Source organism: Pseudomonas sp. BNK-45, from assembly GCF_047456255.1.
GTDB lineage: Bacteria > Pseudomonadota > Gammaproteobacteria > Pseudomonadales > Pseudomonadaceae > Aquipseudomonas.
The window spans coordinates 4,522,953-4,537,223 of sequence record NZ_CP179909.1; the positions used below are offsets into that span (position 1 = coordinate 4,522,953).

At 63.6% G+C, this 14,271-nt stretch carries 12 protein-coding genes; 6 read left to right on the top strand and 6 right to left on the bottom strand.

The features are described 5' to 3' along the window. The first annotated feature begins 47 nt into the window (after positions 1-47). From ACMGG8_RS20275 to ACMGG8_RS20290, 4 genes are all read left to right on the top strand, one after another. Positions 48-722 (top strand): helix-turn-helix transcriptional regulator, encoded by a 675-nt coding sequence (locus ACMGG8_RS20275; RefSeq protein WP_414158283.1) that lies wholly within the window; start codon positions 48-50, stop codon positions 720-722. An 87-nt stretch (positions 723-809) separates the two neighbouring features. Beyond that, positions 810-1,625, top strand: coding sequence for a molybdenum cofactor biosynthesis F family protein (locus tag ACMGG8_RS20280; RefSeq protein ID WP_414158284.1), 816 nt, complete (start codon positions 810-812; stop codon positions 1,623-1,625). A gap of 75 nt (positions 1,626-1,700) precedes the next feature. Beyond that, a complete protein-coding gene (locus tag ACMGG8_RS20285) occupies positions 1,701-3,083 on the top strand; it encodes an aspartate aminotransferase family protein (protein WP_060839133.1) in 1,383 nt (460 codons plus the stop codon). Next, positions 3,080-3,841 (top strand): SDR family oxidoreductase, encoded by a 762-nt coding sequence (locus tag ACMGG8_RS20290; protein WP_060843485.1) that lies wholly within the window; start codon positions 3,080-3,082, stop codon positions 3,839-3,841. The genes ACMGG8_RS20285 and ACMGG8_RS20290 overlap by 4 nt, the downstream gene beginning before the upstream one ends. Positions 3,842-4,549: 708 nt before the next feature. On the opposite strand, the gene ACMGG8_RS20295 is transcribed toward ACMGG8_RS20290, so the two are convergent. Genes ACMGG8_RS20295 through ACMGG8_RS20310 form a run of 4 tightly spaced genes read right to left on the bottom strand, consistent with a single transcriptional unit; the run spans position 4,550 to position 8,364 of the window. Further along, positions 4,550-5,644 carry a polyamine ABC transporter substrate-binding protein gene (locus ACMGG8_RS20295; RefSeq protein ID WP_414158285.1) on the bottom strand — a complete coding sequence of 365 codons (1,095 nt, stop codon included), beginning with the start codon at positions 5,642-5,644 and terminating at the stop codon, positions 4,550-4,552. 48 nt (positions 5,645-5,692) lie between these two features. Continuing rightward, positions 5,693-6,034 (bottom strand): cupin domain-containing protein, encoded by a 342-nt coding sequence (locus tag ACMGG8_RS20300; protein WP_129406006.1) that lies wholly within the window; start codon positions 6,032-6,034, stop codon positions 5,693-5,695. A 56-nt stretch (positions 6,035-6,090) separates the two neighbouring features. Then, on the bottom strand, positions 6,091-7,497 hold the full coding sequence (locus ACMGG8_RS20305; RefSeq protein ID WP_414158286.1) for an NAD(P)/FAD-dependent oxidoreductase: 1,407 nt from the start codon (positions 7,495-7,497) through the stop codon (positions 6,091-6,093). A 51-nt stretch (positions 7,498-7,548) separates the two neighbouring features. Further along, positions 7,549-8,364, bottom strand: a complete 816-nt coding sequence (locus tag ACMGG8_RS20310; protein ID WP_060845123.1) for a helix-turn-helix transcriptional regulator — start codon at positions 8,362-8,364, stop codon at positions 7,549-7,551. Positions 8,365-8,642: 278 nt separating this feature from the next. On the opposite strand from ACMGG8_RS20310, the gene ACMGG8_RS20315 reads away from it, so the two are divergent. Beyond that, complete coding sequence (locus ACMGG8_RS20315) at positions 8,643-8,912, top strand: DUF1652 domain-containing protein (protein WP_042941150.1); 270 nt, start codon at positions 8,643-8,645, stop codon at positions 8,910-8,912. A gap of 44 nt (positions 8,913-8,956) precedes the next feature. Here ACMGG8_RS20315 and ACMGG8_RS20320 read toward each other — a convergent pair whose 3' ends face one another. Then, entirely contained in the window at positions 8,957-11,422 is a 2,466-nt protein-coding gene (locus ACMGG8_RS20320; protein WP_414158287.1) for a UvrD-helicase domain-containing protein, read from the bottom strand. Between the two features lie 274 nt (positions 11,423-11,696). On the opposite strand from ACMGG8_RS20320, the gene ACMGG8_RS20325 reads away from it, so the two are divergent. Next, on the top strand, positions 11,697-12,392 hold the full coding sequence (locus tag ACMGG8_RS20325; RefSeq protein ID WP_060843481.1) for a pirin family protein: 696 nt from the start codon (positions 11,697-11,699) through the stop codon (positions 12,390-12,392). A gap of 94 nt (positions 12,393-12,486) precedes the next feature. Here ACMGG8_RS20325 and pgm read toward each other — a convergent pair whose 3' ends face one another. Beyond that, on the bottom strand, positions 12,487-14,133 hold the full coding sequence (gene pgm, locus ACMGG8_RS20330; protein WP_129406002.1) for a phosphoglucomutase (alpha-D-glucose-1,6-bisphosphate-dependent): 1,647 nt from the start codon (positions 14,131-14,133) through the stop codon (positions 12,487-12,489). Between the last annotated feature and the right edge of the window lie 138 nt (positions 14,134-14,271).

Here is a 14,271-nt window from a genome sequence, read left to right on the forward strand (position 1 = left end):
GCCCCATTCCCGAAGCCGCTGCCTCCACGGGCAGCCAGGAGACATCCATGACCGCGTCCGCTTCACTGCCCGGGGTCCATGAGCTGGGACAGCGTTGCATTGCCGCCTTCACCCGGGTGGTGCCCGCCACCCTCTGCGCCTTCTACCGCATCGACCCGCAATTGCAGGCCCGGGACTTTTCGCTGTACTGCATGCCCGAGCCGATGCACCAGGCCTACCTGCAACGCTACCGCCACTATGACCCGCTGCAACCGCGCCACTGCGCCGCCGCGGGGCGCCCGGTGCTGTCGCTGCACATGGGCATGGCCCACCAGGGCCGCCACGCTTCCGAGGTCTACCAGGGGTTTCTGCAACGCCACGGCGTGCTCGACGTGGTGGAAATCCTGGCCTGCGACGGCGAGCGCCCCATCGCCGGCCTGTCACTGCTGCGGAACCACGCCCTGGGGCATTTCCGCGTTGACGAACTGCAGACCCTGCATGCCTTGCAGGGGCTGCTGGAAATCGCCGCCCTGGCGCCCTACTCCCAGGTCGACCAGCGCCTGTCCGCCCTCACGCCCCGGGAGCGGGAAATCGCCTGGCTGCTCCGGGACGGCGCCGACAACAAGACCATCGCCAGGCGCCTGGAGCTGGGCCTGCCCACGGTCAAGACCCACCTGATCAACCTGTTCCGCAAGGTCGGCGTCGGCAATCGCACCGAACTGGTGAGTTCGCTGTTCCTTTGAGCGCCACACCTCAACCATGTGGTTGATGGGCAGCGCCGCTGCACGGATCGAACATGGGGCTCTCCTTCGGCAGACAAGAGCCTTGCCATGAATCAGCAACCTGAATGGATCACCGTCGGCGCCCTGGCGGACGGTTTTGCCAGCGACAACCACATCCTTCCCGCGATCGATGATCTGGCCGGTCGCACCCTGACCCTGTACTTCGATAATGGCTGGCAGATCGAACACCGGTTCGACACCCAGACCCTCAGCTGGAACGCCCCTGGCGAACCGGCGAGCGCCGCACGGCCCTATCGCGCCACCTCGGTGCGCCCGGGCATCTACCTGGTGGACTTCCTCAAGCAGGAGCAAGGCCGGACCCACTCGGTGAGCCTGGTCCTGGACCTGCAACAACAGTGCTTCACCGCCGTCATCGGCCAGATGCCGACGCAGGCCGAGTGCAGCGTGGACCTGTTCAGCCGCGCCCTGTCCGGTGGCGAGTTGACCTCGGTCAAAGCCCAATTCCTGCATGGCAGCGTTGATGTGCCCGCCCGAGCCGAGACGCCGCGGCACTCGCCCAGCGATGAACTGATCGGCCTGCGCAACCAGTACATCTACAGCACCAGCGAGGCCTATGAGCATGTCTACCTCAACGCCAACTTCTACAGCTGGCAATGCCTCAAGGGCGTGGAACAAGGCCTGGCGGACACCGATCGCTGTCATTACTACAAGGTCGCCGAGCAGCTGTACCTGTTCGTCTGGCGCGAGAAGATCGTCCCGACCCTGGGCCTGGTGCTGATCGACCTGCAGGCCGGACGCAGCGACGGCAAGATCTTCGGCTATCAGGGCACGGACTTCAGCCATGCCGCCAACTTCCCGGTGGGGGCTCTGGCTCGGGTGCTCAATCGCACCCATCACGGCTGATTCCAGCGCCATGCAGGCCCAGCGCCGGCTCCACCGCCAGCAACGGCCCGCCCACCTATCGCACAGGACACACTCATGACTCTGGGTCTCGATCTGCAACGCGTCGCCAACAGCTACCAGGGCGAACTGCAACGGTTCGCCGAACAACACCCGCGCTCCGGCGCCTTCTACCAGCAAAACCTCCAGCATTGGCTGTACGGCGCGCCATTGCACTGGATGCAGCAATGGCCCGGCGCCTACCCGATCATGGTGGCCGATGCCCGGGGCGCCACCCTTACCGACTGCGACGGCCATGAATACGTGGACTTTGCCCTGGGCGACACCGGCGCCATGTTCGGTCACGCCCAGCCGGCCGTGGCCGCAGCCATCGCCGAACAGGCGCTGCATGGCTCGACCCTGATGCTGCCCACTGCCGACAGCCTGTGGGTCGGCAAGGAGCTGAGCCGGCGCTTTGGCCTACCTTACTGGCAGGTCACCACCTCGGCCACCGACGCCAACCGCTTTGTCCTGCGCCTGTGCCGGATGATCACCGGGCGGCAGAAGGTCCTGGTGTTCAACTGCAACTACCACGGCAGCGTCGACGAATCCCAGGTGGAATTCGACGCCCAGGGTCGGATGATTCCCCGCGACGGCGTGCACGCCAACGGCCTGCAGCACCAGGCCACCACCCGGCTGGTGGAGTTCAACGACCTGCCGGCCCTGGAGGCGGCCCTGGCCCACGGCGACGTGGCCGCGGTCCTCACCGAACCCTTCATGACCAACGTCGGCATGGTGCCGCCGGCAGCGGGCTTTCATCAGGGCCTGCGGGAACTGACCCGGCGCTTCGACGTGCCGCTGATCATCGACGAAACCCATACCCTGTCCTGCGGACCGGGAGGCTATTGCGGCGAACAGGGGTTGGAGCCGGACTTCTTCGTCCTCGGCAAATCCATCGCCGGGGGCATTCCCACGGCCGTGTGGGGCAGCAGCCGGGCCATGGCCGAGCGGATCTGGCAGGTGCTGCCACATTTTCAGCCGGGTCAGGCCATCAATCACTTCGGCTTCGGCGGCACCCTGGCCGGCAACGCCCTGCAGATGGCCGCCATGCGCGCCACCTTCAGCGAGGTGATGACCCCGGAGAACTACGCGCGCATGTTCCGGCTGGCCGAACGCCTGCGGGCTGGGGTCGAAGCCATCATCAGCAAGCATCGCCTGCCCTGGCACGTGACCCGCATCGGCGCCCGGGTCGAGTACCTGTTCATGCAGCAGGCCCCGCGCAACGGCGGCGAAGCCCACCACGCCCGCCACGGGCTGATCGAGGCCTATCTGCATCTGTACCTGCTCAATCGCGGGGTCTTGCTGACCCCGTTCCACAACATGGCCCTGCTCTGCCCGGACGCCAGCGAAGAGCAGGTCGACCTGCATAATCGGCTGCTGGATCAATGCCTGAGCCAGGTCCTGCAAGGCCTGCCGTCATGAGCCTGGAACAGCGCGGACGCATTGCCCTGGTCACCGGCTCGGGCCAGGGTATTGGCCGGGCGATCGCCCAGGTGTTCGCCGCCGGGGGCGCCAAGGTCATGCTGGCCACCCGCAGCGCTGCGTCAGGCGCCGAAACCCAACGCCTGATTCGTCAGGCTGGCGGAACAGCGGAGCTGCTGACCCTGGACCTCGGCACCCGGGCAGCCGCCGAACAGGCGGTAGCGGCGACCTTGGACGCCTTTGGCGGCCTGGACCTGCTGCTGCACAACGCCGGGATCTTTCCGATGCAGAAGCTGGCCGAGCTTGAGGAGCAGACCCTCGACAGCACCTTGGCGGTGAATCTGAAAAGCTGCTTCTGGCTGACCCAGGCAGCCTTGCCGGCGCTACGCCGGGCCCGAGCACCGCGGATCGTCGTCACCTCATCGGTGACCGGCCCACGCACGGCAATTCCCGGACTGGCCCACTACGCGGCGTCCAAGGCGGGGGTCAATGGCTTCATTCGCGCAGCGGCACTGGAACTGGCGGAGTATGGAATCACCGTCAACGGCGTTGAGCCGGGGCTTATCGCCACCCAAGCCATGGACAACCTCGGCGACGCCGCGACCCTGGCCAAGGGCATTCCCCTAGGGCGCCTGGGAATGCCTGAGGACATTGCCTACGCCATGTTGTTCCTGGCCTCGCCACAGGCCGGCTACATCACCGGCCAAACCCTGATAGTGGACGGCGGCGCCCTGCTCCCGGAAAACAGCCAATTGTAGGCGTAGCCCTGCCAGCGAAGGCGTCCTCAAGGGCAGTGCTTGTCTCTGAGGCCTCTTCGCCGGCAAGCCGGCTCCTACAAAAATCGGCGGGGCTGATTCGTTGATACATCCCGTTCTCGTAGGAGCTGGCTTGCCAGCGAAGGCGTCCTCAAGGGCGGTGCTTGTCTCTGAGGCCTCTTCGCCGGCAAGCCGGCTCCTACAAAAATCGGCGGGGCTGATTCGTTGATACATCCCGTTCTCGTAGGAGCTGGCTTGCCAGCGAAGGCGTCCTCAAGGGCGGTGCTTGTCTCTGAGGCCTCTTCGCCGGCAAGCCGGCTCCTACAAAAATCGGCGGGGCTGATTCGTTGATACATCCCGTTCTCGTAGGAGCTGGCTTGCCAGCGAAGGCGTCCTCAAGGGCGGTGCTTGTCTCTAAGGCCTCTTCGCCGGCAAGCCGGCTCCTACAAAAATCGGCGGGGCTGATTCGTTGATACATCCCGTTCTCGTAGGAGCTGGCTTGCCAGCGAAGGCGTCCTCAAGGGCGGTGCTTGTCTCTGAGGCCTCTTCGCCGGCAAGCCGGCTCCTACAAAAATCGGCGGGGCTGATTCGTTGATACATTCCGTTCTCGTAGGAGCTGGCTTGCCAGCGAAGGCGTCCTCAAGGGCGGTGCTTGTCTCTGAGGCCTCTTCGCCGGCAAGCCGGCTCCTACGCAGCTTGTGGGTATGGGGATCAGTTGCCGCTGCGGATCTTGTTCCACAAGCGGGTGCGGATACGGTCGATGTCCAGCGGCATGGCTTGCAGGGCGAACAATGTGCCCATCATGGCCGGGCTCGGGTAAACCTTGGTGTCGTTCTTGATCGCTGGATCGACCAGAGCATCGGCTTGCTGGTTGCCATTGGCGTAATGCACGTAGTTGCTGATGTTGGCCATTACGTCCGGACGCAGCAGGTAGTTCATAAAGGCATACCCGGCCTTCTCATCCGGTGCGTCCACAGGCATGGCCACCATGTCGAACCAGATCGGCGAGCCTTCCTTGGGAATCGAATAGCCGATCTCCACCCCGTTCTTCGCTTCCCTGGCCCGGCTCTCCGCTTGCAGGATGTCCCCGGAGAACCCCACCGCCACGCAAATATTGCCGTTGGCCAGGTCGCTGGTGTACTTCGACGAATGGAAGTAGCTGACATAAGGCCGGACCGTCATCAGCAGCGCCTCGGCTTTCTTGTAGTCCGCCGGGTTCTTGCTGTGGTGTGGCAGCCCCAGGTAATTCAAGGCTGTGGGAATCAGTTCGGGGCCGTTGTCGAGAATCGCCACGCCGCACTTCTGCAGCTTCTGCATGTACTCGGGCTTGAAGATCAGGTCCCAGGAGTCCAGCGGTGCGTCATCCCCCAGCACTTCCTTGATCTTGGCCACGTTGTAGCCAATCCCGGTGCTGCCCCACAGGTACGGAAAACCGTGCTGGTTGCCCGGGTCATTGACCTCCAGCGCTTTGAGCAGCGCCGGGTTAAGGTTTTTCCAGTTGGGCAACTGGCTCTTGTCGAGCTTCTTCAACGCCCCGCCCTGGATCTGCCGCGCCATGAAATGGTTGGAGGGGAACACCACGTCGTAACCGGATTTACCGGTCATCAGCTTGCCGTCCAGGGTCTCGTTGCTGTCGTAGACGTCATAGGTGAAACCTGTCCCGGTTTCCTTCTGGAAAGCCTTGGTGGTGTCGGGGGCGATGTAGTCCGACCAGTTGTAGATCTTCACCGTGTCGGCGGCCTGGGCCAGGGAGGCGCCGAACAACAGTGCATTGAATAACAGCAAAGCGGAGTTCTTGCGGATCATGGATCGTTACCTGTGGCTGGTTTTGTTATTGGCAGGCAATCAAGGGGATCAGTAAATCAGGACGTAGGTCTTGCGCACCGTTTCCTGGATGTCCCAGATCCCGGTGCTGTTGGCCGGCAACATCAGTGCATCGCCGGCTTCTATGTGCAGTGGCTCGCCATCGTCGGGGGTGAAGGTGCAACGCCCCTGGATGAAGTGACAGAACTCCTGGGCGACGATCTGTCGCCGCCAGCGCCCCGGAGTGCACTCCCAGATCCCGGTCTCGACCCCGTCGTCGCGCTCGACGGCGGTCACTGAGGTCATCGCCACCGGGGTGCCCAGGGGCACGGCGACCGGCGTCGAGGGCTCCAGGGTGACACTGGCGGTGTTCTTGAATTGCGTGATGCTCATGGGCTCTACCTTTCACTGGACATTCAAACGGACATCGTTCGCTACAAAAAACCGATTCAGTGCATCAAGCCTTCCATGAACCCGGCGACCCGGCTGGCCATGCGCCGCCGCCACGGGGCCGACGCGGGGTTGGCCAGGGTCTGGTCTTCATGAACGAAGCTGCGAATGATTGCGTTGTAACCCAGCCACCGACAGGGCTCCGGCTCCCAGGCACGCAGGGCTTCCAGGCGGCTTTGCGGCAGCACCCAGGGTTGGCGGACCAGCGCGCTGTCGCGCTCGAGAATCAGGTCGGCCAGGGTCCGCCCCCCCAGGTTGCTGGCACCGACCCCCTCTCCGCCGTAGCCGCCGGACAGCGCGATGCCCTTGTGCCGGTCGCACAGCATGTGCGGCTTGAAGTGCCGGGACATGCCCAGGTTGCCGCCCCAGGAATGGGTGATGCGCACGTTCTTGAGTTGCGGGAACAGTTCACCGAACAGGTAGCGGCGCAGCTCCACTTCGTCCCGGGTCAGGTCGAAGTCATGGCGCAGCTTGCCGGCGAACTGATAGCCACCACGGGCGCCGAACACCAGGCGATTGTCCCGGGACCGCTGGCCGTAGGTGACCTGGCGACTGCTCTCGCTGAAGGCCTGGCCCTGGCTCAGGCCGATCTCGTCCCAGACCGACTCCGCCAGCGGCTCGGTGGCCACCAGCAGGCTTTGCACCGGCAGTTGATACCGACCCAGGGGTGGCAGGGTCACCGAATAACCCTCCACCGCCGGCACTATCCAGTGACTGCGCACGGCGGCCCTGGCGGTCTTGAGGCTGCCGGACTGCCAGTGGCTCACCGGACTGTTCTCGTAGATGCTCACCCCCAGGCGTTCCACCGCCCGGGCCAGGCCTCGCACCAGCCTGGCCGGCTGGATGGTCGCGCAATGCTTGGCGTAGATGCCGCCATAGGGCTTGGCCACGCGGATCTGCTGGGCCAGTTGTTGCGGGTCCAGCCAGTGGTAGTCGTCCGGCTCCAGGCCCTGGGCGTAGAGCTTGTCCAGGTACTGGCGCAGGCTGGTTTCCTGCTCGGGATAGCGGGCCGCGCAGTACAGCACTCCGCCCTTGCGATAGTCACAATCGATGCCTTCGCGCTGGAGGACGCTGGCCACTTCATCGGGAATGCCATGCAGCAGCTCGTAGGAAGCCCGGCGCTGCTGCGGCGACAGCCCGGCCAGCAACCGGTCCTCCCCCAGCAGATTGCCCATCAGCCAGCCGCCATTGCGGCCCGAGGCGCCAAAACCTGCGGTCTGGGCCTCGATCACTGCGATCTTGAGCTGCGGTGCCTGGCGCTTGAGGTAGTAGGCTGTCCACAGGCCGGTGTAACCGGCACCGATGATCGCCACGTCCAGGTCCAGGTCCTGCTCGAGCGCTGGCCGCGGCAACAGCGGCTCGTCGAGCTGGTCCATCCACAAACTGATACTGCGCCACGCTGGCATGCAAGCACTCCGCAACCCGAATTTCGAATGCGGCGATCCTAGTGCCTGTATTCAGGGGTTGTCTTGCGCGCGGGCACGCAAAGAAATTTGCCTGACGTAGGCCTTGGGCGACTGCCCGGTGTGCTGGCGGAAACAGCTGTAGAACGCTGAGAGTGAATTGAACCCGGCAGCAAAGGCCAACTCGTCGACCCGCAGCGGCGGTGTCGCCTGGTCGAGGGCGCTCAGCACATGCTGCAGGCGCGCCTGATTGACATAGCGGTAGAAACTCTGCCCCAGCACCTGATTGAGCAGATAGGAAATCTGATTGCGGCTATAGCCGCATTCGCGGGCCACCCGCTGCAGGTCCAGTTCCGGGTCGAGGTACGGCTGCTGACGCTGAAAATACTGCTGCAGGTCCTCGGCCATGAACCCCAACTGGCGCGGCGACAGGCCCAGGCGGCTGACGGCCGGTCGCTGGCTGCCGGAAGCCTTGCCCGCCCCGGGCGCATGCACCAGGGAGGCGTACTCATTGACCCGCCAGATCAGCCCGTCACGCACGGTGATGGCTTCGCTGGAGCGGAACGACACCAGCCCCTGGCCGCCACGCAAGGTCACCTGGTACTGGATGAAGGCCGTGTCGCCATCCAGGCGAATCCGGTCGCAATGCTCCAGGGCCTCGTCCGGGGCCCGGGGCATGCTGGCCTGCACATACTCGCGCAGCTCGTCGAGGCCCAGGGTGCGATTCTGGAAAAAGTCGTTGTACTGAATCTCGGGGTGATACAGCGCCATCACGCCATCAAGGTCGCGGTGCTTCCAGCACAGGTGATAACGCATCACGGTTTCACCGGTGGCCTGGGTCAGCAGCGGCCCGTCATCAGGGACAGACATAGGTTTCTCGAACAGGAAAAGGCGCAGCTTGCCGAACTTGCGCAGCGGCTTCAACGACCACCCGCGCGATGCGGATCGTGGCACGACGATGGCACTGCCCGCCAAGACATGACCTGCATCATGAATCCGACAGACAACTGCCGGACGGTGGGCAAAAAAACGCCGAGCTGTCATCAGCCGGTGCTACTTTTATAGCCTCAAGCGAGCAGATCAATGACGATCCGCTCGTCCCTACCGCGAGCACAAGGAAGCGCTCAATGAATCAGGGTGGGCCACCGATGAACAGAGTCTGGGCCAGTAAAGTCACCTTTCCCAACGCCTGCCAGCTGATGCGCTGGCATTTCCATCCCTTGGGCTTCGAAGCCAGCATGGATGCACCCGGCAGCATGATCGCCCGGCTGTTCGACCGTGCCAGCGGCGAAACCATGATTGCCATCGCCGGCATTCCCTGTGCCACGGTGATGAGCGCAGCGGATGTCGAACGAATAATCGAGGCTGTGGAGGACGAACTGGAGGCCTTTGCCCCCTCTCTGGCGCTCAAGGCCTGATACGCGGCCGCCTCGACTGAAGCCCGCCTGACCGGCGGGCTTTTTCATGCTCGCTGCCGCAGGTCGGAAAAATATGGCTTGTCGCCCGGCACCCGGTCCGAAGCCTTGGGCGCATTGCCCGCCGTCGACTCCTGGGGATCGACGTACCAGTAGCAATGCTTGACCGCGCGGGTGATGCCCACGTAGGCCAGGCGCAGGATCTCGTCCTTCTGCGCATTGTCGTAAGGCTCCGCGTCGCCATCCTTGCCCAGCCCGGCCTGCCGATAGACCTGGTTCTTGTAGGGTGAACTGCTCAGGTGCTGGCAATCGCCCAGCAGGAACACGGCATCCGCCTGCAGGCCTTTGGCGCTGTGATAGGTCAGTTGCTTGAGCCGGCGGGCCGCCGGCGGCAAGCTAGAATCAACATTAACTATTTGAGAAATATGCTGCTCAATCAACAACTTATCGCTTGTTTTTCGAAACAGCATCAAGATTGAATCACCCTGACGGTAATGCTCTGCCAGGCGCCGAGCCAAGTCCTGGTCGTCCCGATCCAGCACCTGCACCGGCCACAGCTCCCTGTCCTGGCCAACAGCCTTGGCCTTCTTGCCGGCAATGGCCGGGGCAGCGCGGACAATGTGCTCGGCAGCGTCGATCACGTGCTGGTGACTGCGGTAGTTCTCGCTGAGCATCACCCGCGTGGTGCCCGGCGACGGGAACTCCTTGTTGAATTCGATGAAGTACTTCGGCGAGCTGCCGCGCCAGCCGTAGATCGACTGCCAGTCGTCACCGACACAGAGCAAGGATGAATTCTGGGCCCCGCGCCCCAGGTTCAAGGCCGCGCCACGGCGGCGGATCTCGCCAAGGCTGGCCTTGATCCAGGAGACGATCTGCGGCGACACATCCTGAAATTCGTCGATCATCAGGTGCGACATCGGCCGCAGGCAGGCATCGCTGAGCAGCTTGAAGTTTTCCGGCGAGCGCTCGCTGAACAGGGCGAACATCCGGTTGTAGCTCATGATGGGCGGCGACTGGTCCAGCAGGTGGTCCTCCAGGGCCCGCCAGAACAGGCTCAAGGCCTCGAAGAAGAAACGATCCGGGTCGTCCTGGGCAAAGCTCATGCCGGCTACGGCGTCCCCGACCTCCAGTCCCAGGTTCTCGATAAAGCCGGCCGCCGCTACAAAGCAGTCCAGCAAGGGGGCCGAGGCCAGCTCGCCCTTGACCCGATAATCGAAACCCGGCCCCGCACTGACCTGGGCAGAAAAGGCCCCTGAGACGCGCTTTGCTCCTTCATAACTATCGAGCCAAATCAAAGGCTTACGGTAGAAAGCTTGAAACAGGGTGCGCTTTACAGCGCACTCGGCGCGCACCGTCAGCTTGGCCCCGGGCCGGGTGATCTGCGGGCTCTCCCGAGGATCGAAGCCGAGTACGACCCAGGCATCCAGCTCGGCGGCATAACCATGGCAATAGAAGGTCGAACCGTTGATCAAGAAACTCTGGCGCCGAGGCTCGATCCCCTGAATCGGCCAGGCACCGGCACGCAGCCATAGGTCTTCCACGGTGTCGCACAGCTCTTCGTCACGCTTGGCCGCCAACTCGGTGACCGCCACGCGCTTTTGCACATCGGGGTGATCGCGCTCCAGCTCCCTGAGCTGCAGGGCGTGGCGCGCCAAGGGTTGCAAAGCCCGGCGGAAGCGCTCGTCACTGCGATACAGCGCCTGATAGCAGGCATTGAGGTGCTGGCGCTGGGCATCGTTGATGCGCAGATCGAAGGGGTTGCTGTCCACCTCGTCCTCGGCACCTGGCTGGCGCTCGCTGAGGTTCTCGAAGGCCTGCAAGCGCTCCAGCCCCGGCAGGCTGCGCACCATGGGCAGGATCCGCGAATGGAAGGTGCGCACCAGGTCCCGGGCTTCGCGGGGAGCCAGTACCCGTCCCCACAGGGCGAAGACTTCCACCAGCTTGCCGATGAAGTCCTTGCGCGACTCCCGGGTGAAGGTCACCACGGTCATCGAATCCAGCTCGAATCCCAGGTAGTGGCTGAGCAGCAACAGACGCAGCACCAGCGACGTCGACTTGCCGGCCCCGGCCCCGGCAATCACCGCCGTGGCCGGTGTGTCGCTGAAGATCATCTTCCACTGAGCGGCACTGGGCTGGGCCCGGGCCGGCAACAAGCGGGCGACATCGGCCTTGAAGCGCTTCTTCAGCTCGGCACTCAGCGGCAGGCGCCAGTCGTCGAACAACCGGTCATCCACCCCTGGCGGCCGGTGCTCGGTGTTGCGGCTGTCGCGGATCAACAACACCTGACGGCCTTCTTCCAGCCCCTCAAGCCGGCCCTCCTTGTAGCCGTACTCCACTCCCGCCGTGTGACCGCTGCGAAAGCCGTCGGCCTGACCGTGCAGCCAGGAGGCCCGATGCTGGGCCCGCAGGCGGTTCAGGCCATGACCGAAGAAGCGCGCAGCCAGGCGCTTCAACAGGGGCATCTGGGCCAGGGGCAAAAGCTCGGGGGGCAGATCGGGATTGTGTTGCGACACGCGGACTCCAAGGGGGTGAGACTGAGCGGTAATGGTCGCCGGATTTATTCCTGGTATCCAGCGAATTGCTTGCAGGTCATTAACTTAAGCGATGAACCGAAGGTTTAACACCAAGATTCCGACAAAATAATCATCTAATTTTACGATTGGATTACGGCATTTTTTGCGCTTTTTATCGATCTATGACTGATAGAAGATGCACGCCATCAACCAACGGTTATCGTTTTTGGCCCGGGTACAAGGCGCCATGGCGAAGCCTCATGAGGAGACGATCATGCTTGAACTCAGACCCTTCAGCTCCCTGGGCGGCGCACACCACGGCTGGCTGGATGCTCATCACCACTTTTCCTTCGCCGAGTACTACGACCCCAAGCGCATGCACTGGGGCAACCTGCGGGTCTGGAACGATGACGTGATCGCTCCCGGCACCGGTTTTCCCCAGCACCCGCACCGGGACATGGAAATCATTACCTACGTCCGCGAAGGCGCCATCAGCCATCAGGACAACCTGGGCAACAAGGGCCGCACCGAGGCCGGCGATGTGCAGGTCATGAGCGCCGGGACCGGGATCGCCCACAGCGAATACAACCTGGAAGCCACGCCGACCAAGATCTTCCAGATCTGGATCGTTCCCAACCAGGCCGGTTCTGCGCCGTCCTGGGGCGCCAAGCCTTTTCCCAAGGGGCTGCGCGAGGGTTTTGTGACCCTGGCCAGCGGCAAGGACGGCGACGAGGAAAGCTTGCGCATTCGAGCCGACGCACGGCTGGTGGCGGCCAACCTGAAGGCTGGGGAAACCGCCGAGTACCATCTGGACGCTGGACGCCGGGCCTACCTGGTGCCGGCTACCGGAGCGATCGAGATCAACGGCTTGCGCGCCGAAGCTCGAGATGGGGTTGCGGTCGAGGACGAACGAGTGCTGCGAGTGAGCGCGCTGCAGGACAGTGAGATCGTGCTGGTGGATCTGGCGTGAAGCGCTGCGACCAATAAAAGCGCTGTGGCAAAAAAAAGGGGCGACCATGAAGGTCGCCCCTTTTTATTGGCCGGCGAGCCGGCTTTGGCGTGAATCAGTTGCCGCTGATGGCGGCGTCCACCAGGGCCTGGGCTTCCTGCACCAGCTGCTTGAGGTGATCGTCACCGATGAAGCTCTCGGCGTAGATCTTGTAGATGTCCTCGGTGCCCGATGGCCGGGCGGCGAACCAGCCGTTCTCGGTCATGACTTTCAGGCCACCAATGGCCTGATCGTTGCCCGGGGCCTGACTGAGGATCTGCTGGATCGGTTCGCCGGCGAGCTGGGTCGAGGTCACCTGTTGCGGCGAAAGCTTGCTGAGCAAGGCCTTTTGCTGCGGGTTGGCCTTGGCATCGACCCGTACCGAGAAAGGTTCGCCCAGCTCGTCGCACAGGGCGCGGTAGGCCTGACTCGGATCACGACCGGTACGAGCGGTCATTTCAGCGGCCAGCAGCGACGGGATCAGGCCGTCCTTGTCGGTGCACCAGACGCCACCGTCCTTGCGCAGGAACGAGGCACCGGCACTTTCTTCCCCGCCAAAGCCCAGGGAGCCGTCGAACAGGCCGTCGGCAAACCACTTGAAGCCCACGGGCACTTCGTACAGGCGACGGCCCAGACGCGCCGCCACCCGATCGATCAGGCCACTGCTGACCACGGTCTTGCCCACGGCGGCGTCGGCGCGCCATTGCGGACGGTTCTGGAACAGGTAATCGATGGACACCGCCAGGTAGTTGTTCGGTGCCAGCAGGCCGCCGCTAGGGGTGACGATGCCGTGGCGGTCGTGATCGGGGTCACAGGCAAAAGCCACGTCGAAGCGCTCTTTCAGGCCGATCAATCCTTGCATGGCGTAGCTGGAGGATGGGTCCATGCGGATCTGTCCGTCCCAGTCCACCGACATGAAGCGGAAGGTGGCATCCACTTGCTGGTTCACCACGTCCAGATCAAGACGGTAGTGCTCGGCGATGGCCGACCAGTAGCGCACCCCTGCTCCACCCAGCGGATCCACGCCCAGGCGCAGCTTGGCGTTGCGGATGGCGTCGAAGTCGATGACGTTGATCAGGTCGGCGACGTAGGTATTGAGGTAGTCATGGCGATGTGTGGTATCAGCCTTCAGCGCTTGCTCGTAGCTGATGCGCTTGACTCCGGCGAGCTTGGCCGCCAGCAGTTCGTTGGCCTTGGCCTCGATCCACTTGGTGATATGGGTGTCGGCCGGGCCGCCATTGGTGGGGTTGTACTTGTAGCCACCGCTTTGTGGCGGGTTGTGGGAAGGCGTGATGACGATCCCGTCCGCCAGGCCCGAGGTCCGGCCGCGGTTGTAGCAGAGAATGGCATGGGACACCGCCGGGGTCGGGGTGTACTCGTCACCGGCAGCGATCATCACGGTCACGCCGTTGGCCGCCAGGACTTCCAGAGCGCTGGCCCCGGCCGGGGTCGACAGGGCGTGGGTGTCGATGCCCACGAACAACGGGCCATTGATGCCCTGGGATTCACGGTACAGGCAAATGGCCTGACTGATGGCCAGGACGTGCCATTCATTGAAACTCAGATCGAACGAACTGCCGCGATGCCCGGAGGTGCCGAAAGCCACGCGCTGGGTAGGCACCGAGGCATCGGGTTGACCGGTGTAATACGCCGTAACCAGTCGCGGGATGTCGACCAGCAATTCAACCGGTGCCGGTTTACCCGCAAAAGGACTGAGAGTCATGCAAAACCTCTGGAAAAGGATGGTTCGGGAATGGAGCGCAGTTTACTGGCAGTTTGACCGCAGCGCGACGGAATCTATCCCGCAGCGCCGCGCTTTTCTGCAAGTGTCGGCTGGCTGGCAAAAGGGGCCGTGAGCCCC

Coding starts and splice junctions, on each gene's coding strand:
- ACMGG8_RS20275 (WP_414158283.1), top strand. CDS start 48: ATGACCGCGTCCGCTTCACTGCCCGGGGTCCATGAGCTGGGACAGCGT.
- ACMGG8_RS20280 (WP_414158284.1), top strand. CDS start 810: ATGAATCAGCAACCTGAATGGATCACCGTCGGCGCCCTGGCGGACGGT.
- ACMGG8_RS20285 (WP_060839133.1), top strand. CDS start 1,701: ATGACTCTGGGTCTCGATCTGCAACGCGTCGCCAACAGCTACCAGGGC.
- ACMGG8_RS20290 (WP_060843485.1), top strand. CDS start 3,080: ATGAGCCTGGAACAGCGCGGACGCATTGCCCTGGTCACCGGCTCGGGC.
- ACMGG8_RS20295 (WP_414158285.1), bottom strand. CDS start 5,644: ATGATCCGCAAGAACTCCGCTTTGCTGTTATTCAATGCACTGTTGTTC.
- ACMGG8_RS20300 (WP_129406006.1), bottom strand. CDS start 6,034: ATGAGCATCACGCAATTCAAGAACACCGCCAGTGTCACCCTGGAGCCC.
- ACMGG8_RS20305 (WP_414158286.1), bottom strand. CDS start 7,497: ATGCCAGCGTGGCGCAGTATCAGTTTGTGGATGGACCAGCTCGACGAG.
- ACMGG8_RS20310 (WP_060845123.1), bottom strand. CDS start 8,364: ATGTCTGTCCCTGATGACGGGCCGCTGCTGACCCAGGCCACCGGTGAA.
- ACMGG8_RS20315 (WP_042941150.1), top strand. CDS start 8,643: ATGAACAGAGTCTGGGCCAGTAAAGTCACCTTTCCCAACGCCTGCCAG.
- ACMGG8_RS20325 (WP_060843481.1), top strand. CDS start 11,697: ATGCTTGAACTCAGACCCTTCAGCTCCCTGGGCGGCGCACACCACGGC.
- pgm (WP_129406002.1), bottom strand. CDS start 14,133: ATGACTCTCAGTCCTTTTGCGGGTAAACCGGCACCGGTTGAATTGCTG.